Raw genomic sequence first — 19,352 nt, 5'->3', positions numbered from 1 at the left:
GCGCGCTCACTCCTCGCAGAGCCGCTTGAACAGCGCCAGGTCGGCGCGGACCGCCTCCTCCACCGCCCGGCTCTGCGCGAACCCGCGCGGCCCGCCCAGTGCCGCCGTCAGCCCGTCCGGGTCGTACTCGACCCGCACCTGCACCCGGGTGTGCCCGGCGTCCAGCGGGTACAGCGCGAAGGTGCCGCGCAGCGGCGGCCCCGTCCGGGTCTCCCAGCTCATCACCCGGCCCCGGCCGCGGTCCGTCAACTCGGCGTCCACCGCGTGCCGCCCCCCGTCGAACTCCACGTCCAGGTGCGCGTGGTGCCGCCCCCGGGCGTCCGCCCGGACCACCCCGCCGACGAAGCGCGGGTACTCCGCCACCCGGTGCAGGTGCGCCCAGGCCGCCCCCACCGGGGCGGTCACCTCGATCTGCTCCTCCAGGGTCCGCATCGCGGGCGCCTCCGTTCCGTCGACGGTGCTCCCTCCAGCCTGCCAAGGATCGCGGCGCGACGGCAAAGGCACGGCCCGGTGGGACGAGCGCGCAGGTCGGGGGATCGGCTATGGTTCCGGCAGCCGTTCTCGGCATGAGCAAGCCAGTTCCGTCACAGGTCGGGGGACTTGATGCAGGATCAGCCGTCGCAGCACACACCGCCCGACGGAACCCCGGGAGCCGACGGCCGGTCGGCGCACCGGCCGGGGGCCCACCCGGACCACTCGTACCCGGACTACTCGTACCCGGGCCACCCGCAGTCCGGCCAGCAGCAGCCCCCGTACCCGGGGCATTCCCAGCCCGGCCAGCCCTACCCCGGTCAGCAGCAGCCCGGTCGGCCGGAGCCGAGGTCCTCGGCGGCCAAGACCTGGGGCGTGATCGCCGCCGTGGTCAGCGCCGCGGCCGGTGTGGCGAGCGCGATCGCCGCCTTCTCCGGGGGCGGCGGCGCGGGCCCCTCGGCGGGACCGGCCCCCGCTCCGCAGTCCACCGTCGCGGCCTCCACCGGGGGCGGGACGGCCGCCACCCAGCCGGGGGCCACCGCCGCCCCGCCGTCGGCCGCCTCGGCGGTGAGCTGGAGCGGGAAGGTCCGCTTCGGCCTGGCGGGCATCGACCTGGCCACGACGCCGCCGCGGGTGCGCGACAAGGACACCATCGGCGACATCTGGCCCAGCGCGCAGCGCATCCAGGGCGGCATGAAGATCAAGGGCCAGGTGGCCACCTGGACCGGCGCCGGCGCCCCCACCGCGGAGGACTGCCGCACCCTGCTGACCACCCAGCTCCGCCAGGAGGTCGAGGTCTCGGTCGGCGACCGGGTGTGCGTCGTGGACGGCCGCTCGCCCCTCACGCTGGTGAACGTCACCGCCCTGCACCCCGACGACGGCAGCTACGGCGAGCTGGAGGCGGACCTGACGATGTGGAACCTCAAGCTCCCCAAGTGAGCCGGCCGGGAACGCCCCTGCCCCCGACCAGGAATCCGGTCGGGGGCAGGGGCGTTCCGCCGCGCGGGAGGTGCTCCGTCAGATCGAGGGGAACTCGCCGTCGAACGCGGCCGCCAGCCGCAGGTACGGGGCGGCCTCGGCACTCCGGCCCTGCCGCTCCAGGGTGCGGCCCAGCACCAGGTGCGCGTAGTGCTCCACCGGGTCCCGCTCGATCACCTCGCGCAGCTGCTCCTCGGCGCGCCGCAGCTGGGCGGAGTGGTAGTAGGCGCGGGCCAGCAGCAGCCGCGGGCCGACCTGCTCCGGCGACTCCTCGACCACGCCCACCAGGATGCGCGCGGCGTCCGCGTACGCCTTGGAGTCGAAGAACAGCCGGGCGCGGTCCCAGCGCTCGGCGGTGGTGCCGCTGTTCAGGCCGAGGTCGGTGGTCATGTCCGTTCCTTCCCGTGGTCCGGGTTCCGCCGGGTCGCCGTGACCCGACAGGTGGTTGAACATTCACCGATCCAGGGCTATTCCGACCGCGGACGGCACCCTCCCGGCCCCGGACCATGCCCTCCCGACTGAGCACGACGCCCTCCCGACTGAGCACGACGCCCTCCCCACTGCGGACGACGCCCTCCCGGCGGCGGTCAGGCGTCGGCCGCCAAGTCCAGCAGCCGGTGCATGAACGCCACCGGCAGCGCCGGGTTCGCCGCCGCCTCGACCGGGTGCGCCCCGTCCGCCAGCAGGTCCAGCAGCACCTCCAGCGGCAGTCGCGGATCGCCCGCCGCCGCCCGTGCCACCGCCGGGTCCGCGTCCCGGGCCAGCGCCGCCAGCACCTCCGGCGGCGCCTCCGGGTCCCGCAGCGCCGCCAGCCGCAGCGCCGGCTCCGGACGGTCCGCCAGCCCGGCCAGCCCGGGCGCCCCGAACCCCGGCCGCGCCAGCAGCGAGGCCGGTCCGTGCAGTTCCAGGTACACCGAGCGCAGCAGCTCGCCCGGCGCGTCCGCGCAGTGCTCCGCCAGCGCCAGGCGCACCGACAGCTCGGGGTCCGCCGCCAGCAGCGCCACCGCCTCGCCGGGCAGCCGCTCCAGCGCCGCCACCGCCCGCCGCACCGCCGGGTGCGCCGACCGGGCCAGCCGCAGCAGCTCCGCCGGATCGCCCGCCCGCTCCGCCACCCAGGGCAGCTCCGGCGGCGGCCCGTCCGGCAACCGGTAGTGCACCGTGGAACGCTGATCCTCCGTCAGGTCGCCCCGCAGCGACACCTCCAGGCGCACCCCCTCGTGCGGATCGCCCGCCAGCGCCATCGCCAGGTCCGTCGGCAGTTCCGGGTTGGCCGCCACCGCGCACCGGATGCGCGGGTCGTCGTCCAGCAGCAGCCACTGGCCGAGCGCCCGCTCCAGCGCCGCCCCCGCCGCCGTCCGCTCCCGCCGCACCGGGTCGCTCTCCGCGATGTACCCCGCCAGCGTCACCGGTAGCGGACGCTCCACCCGCAGCGCCCGCTGCACCGCCGAGCGCACCGCCTGGTCGCGGTCCGCCCGCAGCGCCGTCCGCACCCGCGGCGGCAGCTCCGGCCAGCTCCCCGCCCGGACCGCGGCCGCCCGCACCAGCGGCGAGGCGTCCTGCGCCAGGCGCACCAGCAGTTCGGCCGGCAGCCCCGCGCAGGACGGCACCCGGCGCCGGGTGTCCGGGTCGCGGTCGCCCGCCAGCGCCGCCAGCACCTCCGGCGGCAGCGCCACCCGCTGCGCCGCCGAGGCCGCGGCCCGGCGGACCCGGCGCTCCCGGTCGCGGGCCAGCGCAGACAGCACCCGCACCGGCAGGTTCGCCCGCTCCGCCAGCGCCGCCCGCACCCGCCAGTCGCCGTGCGCCAGCGCCTCCTCGAACGCCCGGCACGGCAGCCCCGGCCGCCGGGCCAGCCAGCCCGGCTCCGCACCGTCCTCCAGCAGGCGGCACAGCACTTCGGCGGGCGTCGCCGGATTGACCGCCAGACCCTTGCGCCACTCCCGCCCCGGCGCCGGGCCGGACGGCGGCCGCCACCCGGCGGCCGACTGACGAGGGCTCAGATCGAGCACGTGGACTACCTCCCCCGGAACGACAAACGTCACCGACCCTACCCGCGCGACAGCGCTCCGTGCACGGGTTCACGCCACGCCGTCACCCCCACTGCACCCCGTGTGGGAAGTGTGCGCACCAGGGGGATTTCCGGGAAAGGAGAAGCCCCTCCCGGTGGCACGGGGTGCCAGTGGGAGAGGCGGGGTCCGGGCGCGCCGGAAGCTTTCCGACGGGGCGTCAGATGCGGGGAGTCGGGTAGGGGCGCCGGGTAGGGGTGCCGGGGTTTCCGGCCGTCAGGTCCGGGGGGTGAGGCGGAAGGTCAGCACCCGGCCGCCCTCCTCGCTGGTGACCAGCTGCACCTGCGCGCCGATCGGCACCGCGCCCGGCAGTCCGCCGAGCACCGCCGCCTGCACGGTGAAGCCCTCGTCCAGCACGATCAGGTACGGGCGGTTCAGGTGCGGCCCGCGGCGGGTCGGGCGCAGCAGGCGCTGCACCGTGCCGCGGCCGGAGGCGGGGGCCGGCTCCAGGTCGGCCGAGCCGCAGACCGGGCAGAGCAGGCAGGTGGTGGCGCTGGCCGAGTGGCACCAGTGGCAGCGCAGGTAGGCGAGTTCCGCCTCGCCGGGCGCGGCGGTGGCGGACAGGGGCGTCGGGGGCGCCGGGATCGTCGGGATCGCCTGGGTCGTCGTCGGTGCGGCCGGTGCGAGCATGAGGGTCATGGCCGTGTCCTCCCTGGGCCGGGGGTGGGCCGCCGTACCGCCGCCCGGTACGAGGGCGTGCGGTCGGGGCGTCTGCCAGAAGGAAGGTATGGCACTCAGTGCCTCCTGTAAAGGTACCGAGTGCCAGTCCGATCGTCCGATGTTCGACGGGCCGTCAGATTCCCCGCCGGGGTGCCCGGCCGAGGATCAGCCCTCCAGGGCCGCCTCGACCCCCTGCACCACCCGCCACATCGGGGTGCCGCGCCGGGCCACCATCACCACGACCTCCTCGTCGGCCGAGCCCGTCCCGCCGCCCTCGGCGCCCCCGCCCCAGGTGTCCGCCACCAGTTGCAGCGCCTCGTCCACCGCCGCGCCCACGTCGCCCTCGCCGCCCGAGCGCAGCCAGGCCCGCAGCGCGTAGTTGTGCGCGGCGACCACGGCGGCCGCGATCACGTCCGCCCGCAGCCCGCCGTCCGCGCGGGCCGCGTAGCGCGAGCGCAGGTGGCCGGCCAGGGTGCGCTCGTAGCGCCAGACCACCGACAGCTCGTGGATGCGCAGGTTCGGGACCTGCTTCGTCAGCCGGTAGCGCCCCACCGAGAAGGCCGGGTTCGCCGCGTACATCCGCAGCACCAGGCGGGCCGCGTCGCAGACCTGCTCCACCGGGTCGCCGGCCGGGTCGGCCCCGGCCAGGAACGCCGTCATGTCGGCCAGGCAGCCGTCGTGGTCCGGGAAGACCACCGCCTCCTTGGACGGGAAGTAGCGGAAGAACGACCGCCGGCCGACCCCCGCGAGCGAGACGATGTCGTCCACCGTGGTCTGCTCGAAGCCCCGCTCCGAGAACAGCCGGAACGCCGCCTCCACCAGGGCGTCCCGCATCGTCGGCCGCCCCTTCTCGCCGCCGGCGGTCCGTTCCCGCCCATGCACCTCGCTCATACCCCGGACGGTAGCACCGACCGGGGCGTCGAGGCTGTGATCGGCGGTACTCAGTGTGCATAATCGGGGGTACTGAGTGCCACACTGAGGAGACTGCCATGACCACCCAGGACTTCGACCTGTATCGGATCGGCGAGGAGCACGAGATGCTCCGGGAGTCGGTGCGTTCGTTGGCGGAGGCGAAGATCGCCCCGTTCGCGGCGGCGGTCGACGAGGAGGGGCGTTTTCCGCAGGAGGCGCTGGACGCGTTGCGGGCGGCGGACCTGCACGCGGTGCACGTGCCGGAGGAGTACGGGGGTGCGGGGGCGGACGCGCTGGCGACGGTGCTGGTGATCGAGGAGGTGGCGCGGGTGTGCGCGTCGTCGTCGCTGATCCCGGCGGTGAACAAGCTGGGGTCGCTGCCGGTGCAGCTGGCGGGTTCGGAGGAGTTGAAGGCGAAGTACCTGGGGGCGCTGGCGCGGGGCGAGGGGATGTTCTCGTACTGCCTCTCGGAGCCGGAGGCGGGCTCCGACGCGGCGGGGATGCGCACGCGGGCGGTGCGCGACGGCGACTTCTGGGTCCTGGACGGCGTGAAGCGGTGGATCACCAACGCGGGCGTCTCGGAGTACTACACGGTGATGGCCGTGACCGACCCGGAGAAGCGGTCGAAGGGCATCTCGGCGTTCGTGGTGGAGAAGGGCGACGAGGGCGTCTCCTTCGGCGCGCCGGAGAAGAAGCTCGGCATCAAGGGCTCCCCGACCCGCGAGGTGTACTTCGACGGCGTGCGCATCCCGGCGGAGCGGATGATCGGCGCCGAGGGCACCGGCTTCGCCACCGCCATGCGCACCCTCGACCACACCCGGGTCACCATCGCCGCCCAGGCCCTGGGCATCGCCCAGGGCGCACTGGACTACGCCAAGGGCTACGTCAAGGAGCGCCGGCAGTTCGGGAAGCCGATCGCCGACTTCCAGGGCGTCCAGTTCATGCTCGCCGACATGGCCATGAAGCTGGAGGCCGCCCGCCAGCTCACCTACGCCGCCGCCGCCAAGTCCCAGCGCGGCGACAACGACCTCACCTTCTTCGGCGCCGCGGCCAAGTGCTACGCCTCGGACGCGGCGATGGAGATCACGGTCGACGCGGTGCAGCTGCTGGGCGGGTACGGGTACACGCGGGACTACCCGGTGGAGCGGATGATGCGGGACGCGAAGATCACCCAGATCTACGAGGGCACCAACCAGGTCCAGCGCATCGTGATGGCCCGCAACCTCCCCCAGTAGCCGTCCGGCCGGGTCGTTCCCCCGCCTCCCGGGAATCCGAAGCCTTTGCCCAGTCTTGACGAAGTGCCAGGTCAGGCGTGGTTCCGGTCACACCCCGGGTGGGTGGGAGTGCCCGGGGAGGGGGCAACTCGCCTGCGGGAGGGGCGGATTGGGCGGGTGGGGTGGATGAGGGGCGATGGGTGGCCGGGCGGGGGTGTCGTCGGGGTCTGGCGGGGGATCTAAGGTATGCCTTAGCTTACTGCGCGGCCCCGGAGTGCTGCCCCGGCGGTCGGTCGGTTCCCGTCGCACCCTCGCCCCTGGAGTGAGCATGTCTGCCCGTCGTCGTTCTGTCGCTGCCGCGTTCCTGGTCCTCGCCGTGGCGGGGGCGGGGCTGGTGGGCTGTTCGAAGAAGGACGACGGCAAGGGCTCGGCGGACGCGGCGTCCGGGCCGGTGCAGGTCACCGCGACCGACGACAAGTGCGAGCTGTCGCGGACCTCGTTCCCCGCCGGGCACGTCGAGTTCGCGGTCGCCAACAAGGGCGGCAAGACCACCGAGGTCTACGTCTACGGCGAGGGCGACAGGATCGTCACCGAGCGGGAGAACATCGGCCCCGGCACCAAGGTCACCGTCAACGCCGAGATCAAGGCCGGCAGCTACGAGGTCGCCTGCAAGCCCGGCATGACCGGCGACGGCATCCGCCGGAAGATCACCGTCACCGCCGCCGGCGCCACCGCCCCCGCCAAGGCCGACGAGCGCCTGACCCGCGCCGTGGCCGACTACCGCGCCTACGCCCAGGAACAGGCCGACGCCACGATCCCCGTCGCCGAGCAGTTCGCCGCCGCCGTCACCGCCGGCGACCTCGAGAAGGCCAAGGCCCTGTTCGCCCCCTCCCGCACCGGCTGGGAGCGCACCGAGCCCGTCGCGGAGAGCTTCGGCGACATCGACCCGAAGACCGACACCCGCGAGGACGCCCTCGAGGACGGCCAGCAGTGGACCGGCTGGCACCGCATCGAGAAGTCCCTCTGGGCCGACGGGAGGATCACCGACGAGGACAAGGCCCTCGCCGCCCGGCTCGTCACCGACCTCAAGGACTGGCAGAAGCGCATCCCGAGCGCCGAGATCACCCCCACCGGCATGGCCAACGGCGCCAAGGAACTCCTCGACGAGGTCGCCAAGAACAAGATCACCGGCGAGGAGGACCGCTACAGCCACACCGACCTGTCCGACTTCGCCGCCAACGTCGAGGGCGCCCGCCAGGCCTACGAACTCCTCAAGCCCGTCGCCGCCGACAACGACCCCGCCCTGTCCAAGACCCTCGACACCGAGTTCGAGAAGATCACCGCCCTCCTCGCCAAGTACCGCGCCGCCGACGGCACCTTCACCCCCTACGACAAGATCACCGAGGACCAGCGCAAGACCTTCTCCGACGCCGTCAACTCCCTCGGCGAACCCCTCTCCAAGCTCGCCGCCGCCGTCGTCACCAAGTAGACCCGACGGCCAGAAGCAGCACGTCACGGTCCAGTCGGGCCGGAGTAAGGGCAGCGTAAGCTAAGCCCCCGTCAGGGACCGAGCAACTGTGCGAGGACCCGAAGCAGTGCAGGCCACGTCCGAGAGGGAACGTCAGAGATGGACGCCGAGAACGAGCAGCACGCGGCCCCCGCCGGGGCCGGCGAGGAGGCGCGGCGCGCCGGGCTCAGCCGACGGGCCGTCATAGGCTGGGCGGGCGCGGGCGTCGCGCTCGGCGCCGCGGCGGTGGGCACGGTCGCCGCCGCGACCATGTCGGGCGAGGACAGCGCCGCCGCGCCGCAGCAGGCCGACGTCCCGTTCTACGGGGAGCACCAGGCCGGGATCTCGACGCCGGTCCAGGACCGGCTGCACTTCGCCGCGTTCGACGTGATCACCACGGACCGCGACGCGCTGGTGAAGATGCTCAAGGAGTGGACGAAGGCCGCCGCCGCGATGACCGGCGGCCGCGAGGTCGGCGGCGGGGCCGTCGGCGTCCTCCCCGAGTCGCCGCCGGACGACACCGGCGAGGCGCTCGGCCTGCCCGCCTCCCGGCTGACGCTGACCATCGGGTTCGGCCCGACGCTGTTCGAGAAGGACGGCACCGACCGGTTCGGCCTGAAGGCGAAGCGGCCGGAGGCGCTGGTCGAGCTGCCGAAGTTCAAGGGCGACCGGCTGGAGGCCGGCCGCAGCGGCGGCGACCTGTGCGTGCAGGCCTGCGCGGACGACCCGCAGGTCGCGGTGCACGCGATCCGCAACCTGGCGCGGATCGGCATGGGCGTGGTCAACGTCCGCTGGTCGCAGCTCGGTTTCGGCAAGACCTCCTCGACCACGCCGGACAGCCAGACCCCGCGCAACCTGATGGGCTTCAAGGACGGCACCCACAACATCGCGGGCACCGACGCGGACGCGCTGTCCCAGCACGTCTGGGCCGCCCCCGGCGACGGCGCCGACTGGATGACCGGCGGCTCCTACCTGGTGGCCCGCCGCATCCGGATGACCATCGAGACCTGGGACCGCACCTCGCTCAAGGAGCAGGAGGACGTCTTCGGCCGCACCAAGGTCGAGGGCGCCCCCTACGGCAAGCAGAAGGAACGCGACACCCCCGACCTGTCGGCGATGCCGAAGGACTCGCACGTCCGCCTCGCGCACCCCGACAGCAACAACGGGCTGATGATCCTGCGCCGCGGCTACTCCTTCACCGACGGCTCGGACGGCCTCGGCCGTCTGGACGCCGGACTGTTCTTCCTGGCGTACCAGCGCGACACCCGCAAGGCGTTCGTCCCGCTGCAGACCAGGCTCGCGGCCAACGACAAGCTGAACGAGTACATCACGCACGTCGGTTCCGCCCACTTCGCCTGCCCGCCCGGTGTCCGCAAGCCCGGCGAGTGGTGGGGCCAGACCCTCTTCGGCTGACCCCCTTCGGCTGACCCCGCCCCCCACTCTTCTGAAGTCCCGAAGGAGGAGAACCGCCGTGTTCGCCAACTACCTGATCGGCCTGCGCGAGGGCCTCGAAGCCAGCCTGGTGGTCTGCATCCTGATCGCCTACCTCGTCAAGACCGGCCGCAAGGACCGCCTCGGCCCGGTCTGGACCGGCGTCGGCAGCGCCGTCGCGCTGTCGATGGCGTTCGGCGCGGTGCTCCAGTTCGGCTCCAACCAGCTGTCCTTCGAGGCCCAGGAGGCGCTCGGCGGCAGCCTGTCGATCATCGCGGTCGGCCTGGTCACCTGGATGGTCTTCTGGATGCGGCGCACCGCCCGCCACCTGAAGTCCGAACTGCACGGCAAGCTGGACGCCGCGCTGGCGATGGGCACCGTCGCCCTGGTGGTGACCTCCTTCCTCGCGGTCGGCCGCGAGGGCCTGGAGACGGCGCTGTTCATCTGGACGGCCGTGCAGGCCACCGGCGACGGCTGGAACCCGCTGGTCGGCGCGGTCCTCGGCCTGCTCACCTCGGCGGTGCTGGGCTGGCTGTTCTACCGCGGCGCGCTGAAGATCAACCTGGCGAAGTTCTTCACCTGGACCGGCGGCATGCTGGTCGTGGTCGCGGCGGGCGTCCTCGCCTACGGCGTGCACGACCTCCAGGAGGCCGCCTGGCTGCCCGGCCTGCACGACCAGGCGTTCAACATCTCCAGCACCGTCCCGGTCGACAGCTGGTACGGGACGCTGCTGAAGGGCGTGTTCAACTTCCAGCCCGACCCGACGGTGGTCCAGGTGACGGTCTGGCTGCTCTACCTGGTGCCGACGCTGTTCTTCTTCTTCCGCAAGCCGAAGGCGGCCGGCGCCCCGCCGCTGCGCCCCACGCCGGCCGCGGAGCCGAAGGCCGCCTGACGGCCGCTCGGCACCCGCACCCCCGAACCGCCCGATCGCCGCACCCCGCGGCGGCCGGGCGGTTCGGCGTTCCCGGGAGGCCGACGAGGGGCGGCCGGGTCAGGCCGGCCAGACGCGCAGCGCGTACTCGGCGGTGCGCAGCAGGTGCGGGGCGGGGGTGCCGTCGGCGGCCTGCACGGCCAGGCCGTAGGTGAGCGTGCTCAGGTAGTCGGCGAGCGCGGCCGGGTCGGTGCCGGGCGGGAGGTCGCCGGTGTCGGCGGCCTGCTCCAGCCGCTGCCGCAGCCGGGCCCGGGACCTGGCGCGCCGGGCGGTGGCGTCGGCCCGGACGGCGGCCGAGCCGGGGCCGGTGGCCAGCGCGCCGTGCACCAGCAGGCAGCCCGGACCCTCGGGGCGGGTGACCACCTCGACGGTGCCGCGCAGCAGCCGCTCGGCGACCGCCCGGGCGGTGGGCGCGGCCAGCGCCTCGTGCACGTGCCGGGCCGGGCCGCGGTGGTAGTGGTCCAGGCAGAGCCCGAACAGCGCCTCCTTGTTGCCGTACGCGGCGTACAGGCTGGGCCGGTTGATGCCCATCGCGGCCGTCAGGTCGGAGAGCGCGGTGCCCTCGTAGCCGTGCCGCCAGAAGACGCGCATCGCGCACTCCAGCCGCTCGTCGAGGTCGAACGCGCGCGGACGCCCCGTCACTTCGCCCTGCCCTTCCGCCGGTTCGCTGTTCCGGCCGTCCCGATTTCTGTACCGATCGATATGATAGCTTCCTTCTTGTGTACCGCACGGTACAGAACTCGGAGGGGAAACCGTCATGACGCTCACCGCCACCACTGCCGCCAACACCGTCACTGCCGCCGCCCGGACCTTCGCGCCCGATGTGCTGGCCGGCCGCACCGCCCTGGTCACCGGGGGCTCCCGGGGCATCGGCGCGGCCACCGCGCTCGCCCTGGCCGCCGCCGGGGCCGATGTGGCGATCAGCCACAGCGGTTCGGCGGAGCGCGCCGAGGAGGTGGTCCGGCGGATCGGGGCGCTGGGCCGGCGGGCCGCCGCGTACCGGGCCGACCAGGCGGACGCCGGGCAGGTCGCCGCCCTCGTGGCCGCGGTCGCCGCGGACTTCGGCCGACTGGACGTCCTGGTCAACAACGCGGGCGTGCTGGCCGGCGGCCGGGTCGACGAGCCCGCCGACGAGGAGGCGCTGCGCCGCCAGCTGGCCGTCAACGTGACCGGGGTGACCGCCGCGATCCGGGCCGCCGCCACCCGGCTCGCCGACGGCGGGCGGATCGTCACCATCGGCTCCAACCTGGCCGCCCGCCCCGGGCTGCCCGGCCTGGCCGACTACTCCGCCACCAAGGCCGCCGTCACCGCGTACAGCCGCAGCGCCGCCCAGGAGCTGGCGGGGCGCGGCATCACCGTCAACGTGGTCCAGCCCGGCTCGGTGCACACCGAGATGAACCCGGAGGACGGCCCGCACTCCGACGCGCAGCGCGCCGCCAACGCGCTCGGCCGCTACGGCCGCCCCGAGGAGATCGCCGCCACCGTGGTCTTCCTCGCCACGCCCGCGGCCGGGTTCATCACCGGCGGCGTGCTGTCCGCCGACGGCGGCACCTTCTCCTGAGCCGCCCGGCCCGACGGTCCGTCAGGGGCGGTCGTCCGCCGGGAGGGCGGAGATGCCGCCGAACAGGAAGGCCGTCGCGGCCGCCAGGTTGGCCTCGGTGGGGCGGGCGTACAGCTCGCCGAGGGCGGCGGCGGTCGCGGCGGCGACCATCCGGGGCACGAAGGCGTCGGGGGCGCTGCCGCGCTCGGCGGCGAAGATCCGGGCGCCCTGCTGGATCGCCTCGGCGAGGCCGCTGCCGGCCAGGGCGCGCAGCTGCGGGTTGCGGTCCAGCATCCGCTCCCGCAGCTCGTCCAGCTCGCCCGTGCCGTCGTGGACGGCGAGGTCCTCGCGCAGCCAGTCCTCCAGTGCCCGGAAGGCCGTCACCCCGGGGGCGCGGCTCTCCAGGGCCCGGCTCAGCCGCTCGGTGAACTCGGACAGGTGCGAGGTCGCCAGGTCGAGCTTGGTCGGGAAGTACAGCGTGACGGTGCGCGGCGAGACCTCCGCGCGGTCCGCGATCTCGGCGATCGTCGTGGTGTCGAACCCCCGCTCGGCGAACAGCCCGTAGGCGGCCCGCAGGATCGCCTCCCGGCGCCGGGCCTTGCCGCGTTCCCTCGCGCCCTCTGCCATGGCGGCATGCTACCAGTGGCGGTAATTTTGCAGTCGTCTGCAAAGTTACCTTAGGCTGCAATAATCCACTGGCCTGCCGAACGGCCTGTCGAACACGAGGGGGACGCGATGGCGTCGGTCCTGTACGCGTGGGGACGCTGGGCGGTTCGCCGCCGCGGCCTCGTCATCGGACTGTGGGCCCTGCTGCTCGCCGTCGTCGGCGTCCTCGGCACCACCCTGGCCGGACCGGTCAGCAACGAGTTCTCCGTCCCCGGCATCGAGTCCCAGCAGGCCCAGAACCTGCTGGAGCGCGAACTCCCCGAATCCGCCGGCGGCACCGCCCGGATCGTGGTCGCCGCCCCGCCCGGCACCACCCTGGACGCCCCCGCCGCCAAGGCCGCCGTCAAGGAGGGCCTGAAGAACGCCGCCCAGGTCCCCGGCGTCGTCCACGTCGCCGACCCCTACACCGCGCGGACCCTCTCGCCCGACCTGCGGATCGCCTTCGCCGACGTCCAGTTCCAGCAGCCCGCGCACCAGGTGCCGGAGAGCGCCAAGGACGCCCTGACCGGCTCCACCGCGCCGCTGCGCGCCGCCGGGCTCCAGGTCGAGTACGGCGGCACCGTGATGGCGCCCCCCGTCGAGGTCGGCGGACCCGCCGAGATCGTCGGCGTGGTCGTTGCGTTCGCCGTGCTCGCCGTCGCCCTCGGCTCGCTGGTCGCCGCCGGACTCCCGCTGCTCACCGCCTTCGTCGGCGTCGGCATCGGCGTGCTCGGCGCCCAACTCGTCGCCAACGTCGTCGACATGACCGGCACCGCGACCGTCCTCGCCCTGATGATCGGCCTCGCCGTCGGCATCGACTACGCCCTGTTCATCATCGCCCGGCACCGCGAACAGCTCGCCGAACCCGGCAGCGGGATCGAGGAGTCCGCCGCCCGCGCCACCGCCACCGCCGGCAGCGCCGTCGTCTTCGCCGGCGCCACCGTGGTGATCGCGCTCGCCGCGCTCGCCGTCACCGGCATCCCCTTCCTCACCGTGATGGGCCTGGCCGCCGCCGCCACCGTGCTGCTCTCCGTCCTGATCGCCGTCACCCTCGTCCCCGCCCTGCTCGGCCTGGCCGGCGAACGGCTGCGCCCCAAGGCACCGAAGGCACCGAAGGGCCCGAAGGACGCCCGGACCCCGAAGGCCGGGGAGACCTGGTCCGCGCGCTGGGCCCGCGGCGTCACCCGCCGCCCGCTGCTGGTGCTGCTCACCGGCGTGGTCGCGCTGCTCGCCGTCGCCCTGCCCGCCCGCGACCTGCGCCTCGGCCTGCCCGGCAACGCCTCGCAGCCCGTCGCCAGCACCCAGCACAAGGGGTACGACCTGCTCAGCGAGGGCTTCGGCCCCGGCTTCAACGCCACCCTGGTCGCCGTCGTCGACACCGGCGCGATGCCCGCCGCGAACCGCGAGGGCGCGCTCACCGCCCTGCACGCCACGCTCTCCGCCGACCCCGGCGTCGCCGCCGTCGGCCGCCCCGTCGCCAACGCCGACAGCACCCTGTACGCCGTCCCCGTCGTCCCGAGGACCGGCCCCGACGACCGCGCCACCAGCGACCTGGTCGACCGGCTGCGCGCCCACAAGGACACCGTCACCGCCCAGGGCGGCACCCTCTACATCGCCGGGTCCACCGCCGCCGCGATCGACGTCTCCGCGAAGCTCGCCGACGCCCTCCCGCTGTTCGTCGGCCTGATCGTGGTGCTCGCGCTGATCCTGCTCGCCCTCGCGTTCCGCTCCGTGCTGGTGCCGCTCAAGGCCGTGCTCGGGTTCCTGCTGTCGATCGCCGCCTCGCTCGGCGCCACCGTCTGGGTCTTCCAGCACGGCCACCTGAACGGCCTGCTCGACATCCCCTCCGCCGGGCCGGTGACCAGCTTCCTGCCGGTCCTGCTGATCGGCGTGCTGTTCGGCCTCGCCATGGACTACGAGGTGTTCCTGGTCAGCCGGATGCGCGAGCACTTCCAGCACACCGGCGACGCCGCCGGGGCCGTCACCCACGGCCTGGCCCGCAGCGGACGGGTGGTCACCGCCGCCGCGCTGATCATGGTCGCGGTGTTCGGCGGCTTCGTCTTCAACCACGACCCGATCATCAAGTCGATCGGCTTCGCCCTCGCCTTCGGCGTCTTCGTCGACGCCTTCGTGGTCCGGCTCACCCTGGTCCCCGCCGCGATGGCCCTGCTCGGCCGCCGCGCCTGGGCGCTGCCCCGCTGGCTCGACCGCCTCACCCCCGACGTCGACATCGAGGGCGCGAACCTCCCCGCCGCCACGCCCCGGCAGCCCGCGCAGACGCAGGCGGGCGCGGACGCGGGGCGCGGCTGACGGAGGCGGCTGACGGAGTGTCGGCACCCGGCCGTAGGGTCCAGGCATGTCGAACCACTTCACCGTGCTGTGGACGCACTGGACGTGCCGCGAACTGCAGCGGGCCGGCCTGACCGGGCAGCGCCCGCCCGTCGCGTTCAGCGGCGTCCACACCTCGCTGCCGCGCTGGGCCGGAGCCCGGCCCGACAGCGAGGTGTACGCCGTGCACGTCAAGGGCGGCGTCCTGCACCTGGTCAGCCGGATGCGGGTGCTCGCCCCCGCCGACGACCGCCCGTGCTGCCGCACCCCCGACGGCCACGGCCGCTGGTCGCTGCTCGGCGAGGGCGGCTGCGGCGCCGAGGCCGTCCACCTCGACGCCACCCCCGTCCGCTTCGACACCACCGTGCCCGGCGCCGACCTCGCCGACCTCACCTGGTGCAACCAGCGCGGCAAGGTCCGGCAGCTCAAGCACGTCGAGGACGGCCGGCTGCGGTCCGCGGTCAGCGTGCAGGGCTTCTACCGGATCACCGCCGACACCGCCGACCGCTTCGCCGCCCTCAGCGGCGACGACTTCGCCTCCACCGCCCGGCCGGCCGCGACCGCCTGACGGCCGGACCCGGCCGTTTTCGGCCGGATCGGGGTCGGACCGATGAATCCCGGGCCGGGCGGCGGTCAGCACGGGCATGGAGAACCTGGAGTTCGCGCCGAGCGACCGGGGCGGGGCCGAACAGCGGCTCGCCGCCCTGCTGCACGGGCGCACCGCCCCCGTCCGGATCGTCCTGCTGGTCGGCGAGGTCCGCCGGCCCGGGCCCGGGGACCTCGGCCTGCTCGGCAGGCTGGCGGTCCTCGGACGGCGGGCCGGCCACCAGGTGGTGCTGCGCGGCGCCGGGCCCCGGCTGCGCCTGCTGCTCGACCTCACCGGCCTCGCCGAGGCGCTCCCGGCGGAGCAGGAGACGGGCTGACGGGACGTCAGGCGCGCGGTTCGGCGGGCAGGCGGGCCGGGAGGTTCCAGAGCGGGAAGAGGCGCTCGACGTCCATGTGGTTGGTCATGGTGGCGATCCGGCCGTCGACGATCTCCAGGGTGGTGATGCCCCACGGCGTCCAGCCCTCGCCGTCCTCCGCCGGGCGGTACTGGGCGAAGGCCGGCTCGCCGTTCGCCGCCACCGGTATCAGCCGGGAGCCCGCGCAGCCGCAGCCCGCGCCCTGCCACCACTCGCCGAGCTCCACCACGCCCTGCACCCACATCTGGTACGGCGGCATGTTCAGCACCGCGTCCTCGTGCAGCAGCCGCTTCAGGCCCTCGATGTCGAAGGACTCGAACGCCTGCACGTACCGGGCCAGCAGTGAACGCTGCGTCTCGTCCAGCGGCTTGAAGGTCTCGCCCGTCGCCGGCCGGTCGCCCAGCGTCGCCCGGGCCCGCTGCAGCGCCGAGTTCACCGACGGCACCGAGGTCTCCAGCAGCTCCGCCGTCTCCGCCGCCGACCAGGCCAGCACCTCGCGCAGGATCAGCACCGCCCGCTGCCGGGCCGGCAGCTTCTGCAGCGCCGAGACGAACGCCAGCCGGATCGACTCCCGGCCCACCGCGACCTCCGCCGGATCGCCCGACAGCACCCGCTCGTCCGGCACCGGACCCACCCAGAGGTTCTCCTCCAGCTGCGCCAGGTTCGGCGCCGCCGCCGGGCACGGCGAGGTCAGGTCCATCGGCCGGGCCCGCCGCTGCGCCGCCGGCGCCATGTCCAGGCACACGTTGGTGGCGATCCGGTACAGCCACGTCCGCAGCGCGGACCGCCCCTCGAAGCCGTCGAACTTCGACCAGGCGCGGACCAGCGTCTCCTGCACCGCGTCCTCCGCCTCGAAGGCCGAACCCAGCATCCGGTAGCAGTACGCCGTCAGCTCCCGCCGGAACGGCTCCAGCTGCTCCGCCACCCCGTCACGATCCATGATCATTGGCACCCGGCCAGCCTAGTGCGCGGGTCCGACAACGCAAGGCGCGACCGCGGCCGGCCCCGCGCGTGCGGCAGGATGCCCCACGTGGAACTCGAAGCGCACCGCGGCGAACTGACGGCCCACTGCTACCGGATGACCGGCTCCTTCCACGACGCCGAGGACCTGGTGCAGGAGACCCTGCTGCGCGCCTGGAACGCGCGCGAGCGCTACGACCCGGCGCGCGCCTCGGTCCGCACCTGGCTGTACCGGATCGCCACCAACGCCTGCCTCACCGCCCTGGAGGGCCGGGCCCGCCGCCCGCTGCCCGCCGGACTCGGCGCCCCGGACGAGGACCCCGGCGCACCGCTCGCCCCCGCCCCCGACGTGCCCTGGCTGGAACCGTTCCCGGACGCCCGCCTCGACCCGGACGCCCGCACCGACCTGCGGCTGGCCTGGGTCGCCGCCGTCCAACTGCTGCCCGCCCGGCAGCGCGCCGCACTGGTGCTGCGGGAGGTGCTGGCGTTCAGCGCCGCCGAGGTCGCCGAGCAGCTGGGGACCACCGTCCCCGCCGTCAACAGCGCCCTGCAGCGGGCCCGGGCCACCCTCGCGGAGCACGGGGCGGCCCGGTCCGCCGACCGGCTCCGGGAACACGGGGAGCACGGGGAGCGCGCGGCCGTCGACCGCTACCTCGCCGCGTTCGAGGCCGCCGACGTGCCCGCCCTGGTCGGCCTGCTCGCCCGGGACGCCGTCCTGGAGATGCCGCCGCTCGCGCTCTGGTACCGCGGCGCCCGGCCCTACGGACAGTTCATGGCCCGGGTGTACGCGATGCGCGGCACCGACTGGCGCACCCGCCCGGTCGGCGCGAACGGCCAGCCCGCGTTCGCCGCCTACGCGCGGGACGGCGACCGCCACCTGCTGCACAGCGTCCAACTGCTGGAGTTCGCCGACGGCCTGGTCACCCGCAACACGGTCTTCACCGACCCGGCCGTGCTGCGCACCTTCGGCCTGCCGGAGCAGGCCCGCTGAACCCGGGCCCGCCGCGCCGATGAGTTCCGGCGCCGCCGCCGGTACGTACCGGTGAGACACCGCACCGGAAGGAAGCACCACCATGAGCGTCATCGTCATCGGCTTCACCACCCTCGACGGCCGCACCGCGGACCCGGACGGCTCGGACGGCACCGCCCCCGGCGGCTGGATGTTCCGCTACGGGCCGGAACACGTGGTCGGCGACAAGTTCCGCCTCGGCGGCCTGCTGCGGGACGGCGTGCTGCTGCTCGGCCGCCGCACCTGGCAGCACTTCGGGGAACTCTGGCCCACCCGGGAGGACGAGTTCTCGCAGCGGATGAACGCCGCCGACAAGCTGGTCGCCACCCGCACCCTCACCGACGCCTCCGGCTGGGCCAACTCCCGGCTGCTGGAGGGCGACCTGCTGGCCGCCGTCCGGACGGAGACCCGGGACGTCGTGGTCACCGGCAGCGTCGGCGTGGTCCACCAACTGGTCGGGGCCGACCTGGTCGACGAGTACCGCCTCGTCACCGTCCCCGTGCTGCTCGGCACCGGCAGCCGCCTGTTCCCGGAGGGCGCCGCCACCGGCGGCTTCCGCTGCGCGCAGGCCGAACCCGTCGGACCGCACCTCTACAGCCGGTACGTCCGGGCCTGACGAAGCCGCCGGCCCCGGTGACGGACCGTCACCGGGGCCGGGGGGACGGCGGCGTTCTCAGGCGGAGTCGCGGACCACCAGCTCGGTCGGCAGGATCACCGTCGGCGCGTCGTGGCCGGCGATCCGGTCCAGCAGCAGGCGGACCATCTCGGCGGAGATCCGGTCCCAGGGCTGCCTTATCGTCGTCAGCGGCGGACGGGCGCCCGCCGCCACCGGCGAGTCGTCGAAACCGCCGACCGCGACGTCCCCCGGCACCGAGCGGCCCGCGTGCTCCAGGGCCGACAGCGCGCCGTCCGCCATCAGGTCGGAGGCCACGAAGACGGCGTCCAAGTCCGGTGCCCGGGAGAGGAGTTCGCGCATCGCGGCCTCCCCGCCGGCCCGGCTGTAGTCGCCCTGCGCGACCAGCGCCTCGTCCACCGGCAGCCCGTACTCGGCCAGCACCTCCCGGTAGCCGGCCAGCCGCTCCACCCCGCCCGGGGTGTCCTGCGGGCCCGCGACCGTGGCGATCCGGGACCGGCCCGACCCCAGCAGGTGGCGCACCAGGTCCTTGGCGCCCTCCCGGTCGTCCGCCGCCACGTACGGCACCCGGCCGCGCTGGCCCAGAGGGCGGCCGCAGCACACCATCGGGATGTCCGCCTCCCGCAGGTGCTCGATCATCGGGTTGCCCCGGTGCGAGGAGACCAGCAGCACGCCGTCCACGTGCCCCGCCGCCAGGTAGCGCGTCACCCGGCGGCGCTCCGCGTCGTCGCCCGCCGTCATCAGCAGCAGCGGGATGTCGTGCTCCGCCAGCGCCGCCGTGCAACCCCGCAGCAGCGTCGTGAAGTTGGGGTCCTCGAAGAACCGCTCCTGCGGCTCCGTCAGCAGGAACGCCACCGAACCGGAGCGCTGCGTCACCAGGCTGCGGGCCGCCCGGTTCACCACGTAGCCCAGCTCGGCGATCGCCGCCTCCACCGCCCGCCGCGAGGCCGGGCTGACGTTGTGCCCGCCCTGCAGCACCCGGGAGACCGTGCCGCGCGAGACGCCCGCCACCGCGGCGACGTCGTGGATGGTCGGCGGGCGCTTCGGCCGTCCGGCCGCCCGGCCGCGGGGCGCTGGTTCCGTCATCGGGATGCGGGTCCTTGCAGA

General features: G+C 74.5%; 20 protein-coding genes. 11 read left to right on the top strand and 9 right to left on the bottom strand.

The genetic code is table 11. The features are described 5' to 3' along the window. Positions 1-6 precede the first annotated feature (6 nt). The gene (locus tag ACIQBJ_RS33065; protein ID WP_400718156.1) at positions 7-432 is read right to left on the bottom strand and encodes an SRPBCC family protein; all 426 of its coding nucleotides are present in this window, start codon (positions 430-432) and stop codon (positions 7-9) included. Between the two features lie 171 nt (positions 433-603). Between ACIQBJ_RS33065 and ACIQBJ_RS33060 the strand changes: the two genes are divergently transcribed. Then, complete coding sequence (locus ACIQBJ_RS33060) at positions 604-1,410, top strand: hypothetical protein (RefSeq protein ID WP_400718154.1); 807 nt, start codon at positions 604-606, stop codon at positions 1,408-1,410. A gap of 78 nt (positions 1,411-1,488) precedes the next feature. Here the strand turns inward: ACIQBJ_RS33060 and ACIQBJ_RS33055 are convergent, their stop codons facing one another. The 4 genes from ACIQBJ_RS33055 to ACIQBJ_RS33040 form a co-directional block, all read right to left on the bottom strand. Continuing rightward, positions 1,489-1,839, bottom strand: a complete 351-nt coding sequence (locus ACIQBJ_RS33055) for a tetratricopeptide repeat protein (protein WP_400718152.1) — start codon at positions 1,837-1,839, stop codon at positions 1,489-1,491. A 197-nt stretch (positions 1,840-2,036) separates the two neighbouring features. Then, positions 2,037-3,455, bottom strand: coding sequence for a hypothetical protein (locus tag ACIQBJ_RS33050; protein ID WP_400718149.1), 1,419 nt, complete (start codon positions 3,453-3,455; stop codon positions 2,037-2,039). A gap of 273 nt (positions 3,456-3,728) precedes the next feature. After that, entirely contained in the window at positions 3,729-4,151 is a 423-nt protein-coding gene (locus ACIQBJ_RS33045) for a Zn-ribbon domain-containing OB-fold protein (RefSeq protein ID WP_400718147.1), read from the bottom strand. 186 nt (positions 4,152-4,337) lie between these two features. Next, on the bottom strand, positions 4,338-5,063 hold the full coding sequence (locus tag ACIQBJ_RS33040) for a TetR family transcriptional regulator (RefSeq protein WP_400718144.1): 726 nt from the start codon (positions 5,061-5,063) through the stop codon (positions 4,338-4,340). Between the two features lie 98 nt (positions 5,064-5,161). Between ACIQBJ_RS33040 and ACIQBJ_RS33035 the strand changes: the two genes are divergently transcribed. The 4 genes from ACIQBJ_RS33035 to efeU all read left to right on the top strand — a co-directional run bounded on the left by ACIQBJ_RS33035 (position 5,162) and on the right by efeU (position 10,128). Continuing rightward, complete coding sequence (locus ACIQBJ_RS33035) at positions 5,162-6,319, top strand: acyl-CoA dehydrogenase family protein (protein WP_400718141.1); 1,158 nt, start codon at positions 5,162-5,164, stop codon at positions 6,317-6,319. Between the two features lie 307 nt (positions 6,320-6,626). Further along, positions 6,627-7,787, top strand: a complete 1,161-nt coding sequence (efeO, locus tag ACIQBJ_RS33030) for an iron uptake system protein EfeO (RefSeq protein WP_400718138.1) — start codon at positions 6,627-6,629, stop codon at positions 7,785-7,787. A 138-nt stretch (positions 7,788-7,925) separates the two neighbouring features. Beyond that, positions 7,926-9,218: an iron uptake transporter deferrochelatase/peroxidase subunit gene (efeB, locus tag ACIQBJ_RS33025; protein ID WP_400718136.1), complete on the top strand. Its 1,293-nt coding sequence runs from the start codon at positions 7,926-7,928 to the stop codon at positions 9,216-9,218. 58 nt (positions 9,219-9,276) lie between these two features. Beyond that, positions 9,277-10,128: an iron uptake transporter permease EfeU gene (efeU, locus tag ACIQBJ_RS33020; RefSeq protein ID WP_400718134.1), complete on the top strand. Its 852-nt coding sequence runs from the start codon at positions 9,277-9,279 to the stop codon at positions 10,126-10,128. A gap of 99 nt (positions 10,129-10,227) precedes the next feature. Here efeU and ACIQBJ_RS33015 read toward each other — a convergent pair whose 3' ends face one another. Beyond that, on the bottom strand, positions 10,228-10,809 hold the full coding sequence (locus ACIQBJ_RS33015; protein ID WP_400718132.1) for a TetR/AcrR family transcriptional regulator: 582 nt from the start codon (positions 10,807-10,809) through the stop codon (positions 10,228-10,230). Between the two features lie 115 nt (positions 10,810-10,924). On the opposite strand from ACIQBJ_RS33015, the gene ACIQBJ_RS33010 reads away from it, so the two are divergent. Further along, positions 10,925-11,728 carry an SDR family NAD(P)-dependent oxidoreductase gene (locus ACIQBJ_RS33010; protein WP_400718129.1) on the top strand — a complete coding sequence of 268 codons (804 nt, stop codon included), beginning with the start codon at positions 10,925-10,927 and terminating at the stop codon, positions 11,726-11,728. A gap of 21 nt (positions 11,729-11,749) precedes the next feature. Here ACIQBJ_RS33010 and ACIQBJ_RS33005 read toward each other — a convergent pair whose 3' ends face one another. After that, a complete protein-coding gene (locus tag ACIQBJ_RS33005) occupies positions 11,750-12,334 on the bottom strand; it encodes a TetR/AcrR family transcriptional regulator (protein ID WP_400718127.1) in 585 nt (194 codons plus the stop codon). 108 nt (positions 12,335-12,442) lie between these two features. Between ACIQBJ_RS33005 and ACIQBJ_RS33000 the strand changes: the two genes are divergently transcribed. The 3 genes from ACIQBJ_RS33000 to ACIQBJ_RS32990 all read left to right on the top strand — a co-directional run bounded on the left by ACIQBJ_RS33000 (position 12,443) and on the right by ACIQBJ_RS32990 (position 15,603). Beyond that, the gene (locus ACIQBJ_RS33000; RefSeq protein ID WP_400718125.1) at positions 12,443-14,662 is read left to right on the top strand and encodes an MMPL family transporter; all 2,220 of its coding nucleotides are present in this window, start codon (positions 12,443-12,445) and stop codon (positions 14,660-14,662) included. A gap of 46 nt (positions 14,663-14,708) precedes the next feature. Next, positions 14,709-15,248 (top strand): hypothetical protein, encoded by a 540-nt coding sequence (locus ACIQBJ_RS32995; protein ID WP_400718122.1) that lies wholly within the window; start codon positions 14,709-14,711, stop codon positions 15,246-15,248. A gap of 76 nt (positions 15,249-15,324) precedes the next feature. Continuing rightward, positions 15,325-15,603 carry a hypothetical protein gene (locus tag ACIQBJ_RS32990; protein WP_400718119.1) on the top strand — a complete coding sequence of 93 codons (279 nt, stop codon included), beginning with the start codon at positions 15,325-15,327 and terminating at the stop codon, positions 15,601-15,603. Positions 15,604-15,610: 7 nt separating this feature from the next. On the opposite strand, the gene ACIQBJ_RS32985 is transcribed toward ACIQBJ_RS32990, so the two are convergent. Continuing rightward, a complete protein-coding gene (locus ACIQBJ_RS32985; protein ID WP_400718116.1) occupies positions 15,611-16,588 on the bottom strand; it encodes a sigma-70 family RNA polymerase sigma factor in 978 nt (325 codons plus the stop codon). A 75-nt stretch (positions 16,589-16,663) separates the two neighbouring features. On the opposite strand from ACIQBJ_RS32985, the gene ACIQBJ_RS32980 reads away from it, so the two are divergent. Next, a complete protein-coding gene (locus ACIQBJ_RS32980) occupies positions 16,664-17,593 on the top strand; it encodes an RNA polymerase subunit sigma-70 (RefSeq protein WP_400718114.1) in 930 nt (309 codons plus the stop codon). 82 nt (positions 17,594-17,675) lie between these two features. Next, the gene (locus ACIQBJ_RS32975) at positions 17,676-18,227 is read left to right on the top strand and encodes a dihydrofolate reductase family protein (RefSeq protein ID WP_400718111.1); all 552 of its coding nucleotides are present in this window, start codon (positions 17,676-17,678) and stop codon (positions 18,225-18,227) included. A 57-nt stretch (positions 18,228-18,284) separates the two neighbouring features. Here ACIQBJ_RS32975 and ACIQBJ_RS32970 read toward each other — a convergent pair whose 3' ends face one another. Continuing rightward, entirely contained in the window at positions 18,285-19,331 is a 1,047-nt protein-coding gene (locus ACIQBJ_RS32970; RefSeq protein WP_400718108.1) for a LacI family DNA-binding transcriptional regulator, read from the bottom strand. Between the last annotated feature and the right edge of the window lie 21 nt (positions 19,332-19,352).

The organism is Kitasatospora sp. NPDC088391 (genome assembly GCF_044753345.1).
Lineage (GTDB): Bacteria > Actinomycetota > Actinomycetes > Streptomycetales > Streptomycetaceae > Kitasatospora.
This window is presented reverse-complemented; position numbering and strand designations above follow the sequence as displayed.

Excerpts from the sequence above, each read along its gene's own strand:
- ACIQBJ_RS33040 (WP_400718144.1), bottom strand. The coding sequence starts at position 5,063 with ATGAGCGAGGTGCATGGGCGGGAACGGACCGCCGGCGGCGAGAAGGGG.
- ACIQBJ_RS32995 (WP_400718122.1), top strand. The coding sequence starts at position 14,709 with ATGTCGAACCACTTCACCGTGCTGTGGACGCACTGGACGTGCCGCGAA.
- ACIQBJ_RS33060 (WP_400718154.1), top strand. The coding sequence starts at position 604 with ATGCAGGATCAGCCGTCGCAGCACACACCGCCCGACGGAACCCCGGGA.
- ACIQBJ_RS32970 (WP_400718108.1), bottom strand. The coding sequence starts at position 19,331 with ATGACGGAACCAGCGCCCCGCGGCCGGGCGGCCGGACGGCCGAAGCGC.
- ACIQBJ_RS33065 (WP_400718156.1), bottom strand. The coding sequence starts at position 432 with ATGCGGACCCTGGAGGAGCAGATCGAGGTGACCGCCCCGGTGGGGGCG.
- ACIQBJ_RS33000 (WP_400718125.1), top strand. The coding sequence starts at position 12,443 with ATGGCGTCGGTCCTGTACGCGTGGGGACGCTGGGCGGTTCGCCGCCGC.
- ACIQBJ_RS33045 (WP_400718147.1), bottom strand. The coding sequence starts at position 4,151 with ATGACCCTCATGCTCGCACCGGCCGCACCGACGACGACCCAGGCGATC.
- ACIQBJ_RS32990 (WP_400718119.1), top strand. The coding sequence starts at position 15,325 with ATGGAGAACCTGGAGTTCGCGCCGAGCGACCGGGGCGGGGCCGAACAG.
- efeO (WP_400718138.1), top strand. The coding sequence starts at position 6,627 with ATGTCTGCCCGTCGTCGTTCTGTCGCTGCCGCGTTCCTGGTCCTCGCC.
- efeB (WP_400718136.1), top strand. The coding sequence starts at position 7,926 with ATGGACGCCGAGAACGAGCAGCACGCGGCCCCCGCCGGGGCCGGCGAG.
- ACIQBJ_RS33010 (WP_400718129.1), top strand. The coding sequence starts at position 10,925 with ATGACGCTCACCGCCACCACTGCCGCCAACACCGTCACTGCCGCCGCC.
- ACIQBJ_RS33055 (WP_400718152.1), bottom strand. The coding sequence starts at position 1,839 with ATGACCACCGACCTCGGCCTGAACAGCGGCACCACCGCCGAGCGCTGG.
- ACIQBJ_RS33005 (WP_400718127.1), bottom strand. The coding sequence starts at position 12,334 with ATGGCAGAGGGCGCGAGGGAACGCGGCAAGGCCCGGCGCCGGGAGGCG.
- ACIQBJ_RS32975 (WP_400718111.1), top strand. The coding sequence starts at position 17,676 with ATGAGCGTCATCGTCATCGGCTTCACCACCCTCGACGGCCGCACCGCG.
- ACIQBJ_RS33035 (WP_400718141.1), top strand. The coding sequence starts at position 5,162 with ATGACCACCCAGGACTTCGACCTGTATCGGATCGGCGAGGAGCACGAG.
- ACIQBJ_RS32980 (WP_400718114.1), top strand. The coding sequence starts at position 16,664 with ATGCCCCACGTGGAACTCGAAGCGCACCGCGGCGAACTGACGGCCCAC.
- ACIQBJ_RS32985 (WP_400718116.1), bottom strand. The coding sequence starts at position 16,588 with ATGATCATGGATCGTGACGGGGTGGCGGAGCAGCTGGAGCCGTTCCGG.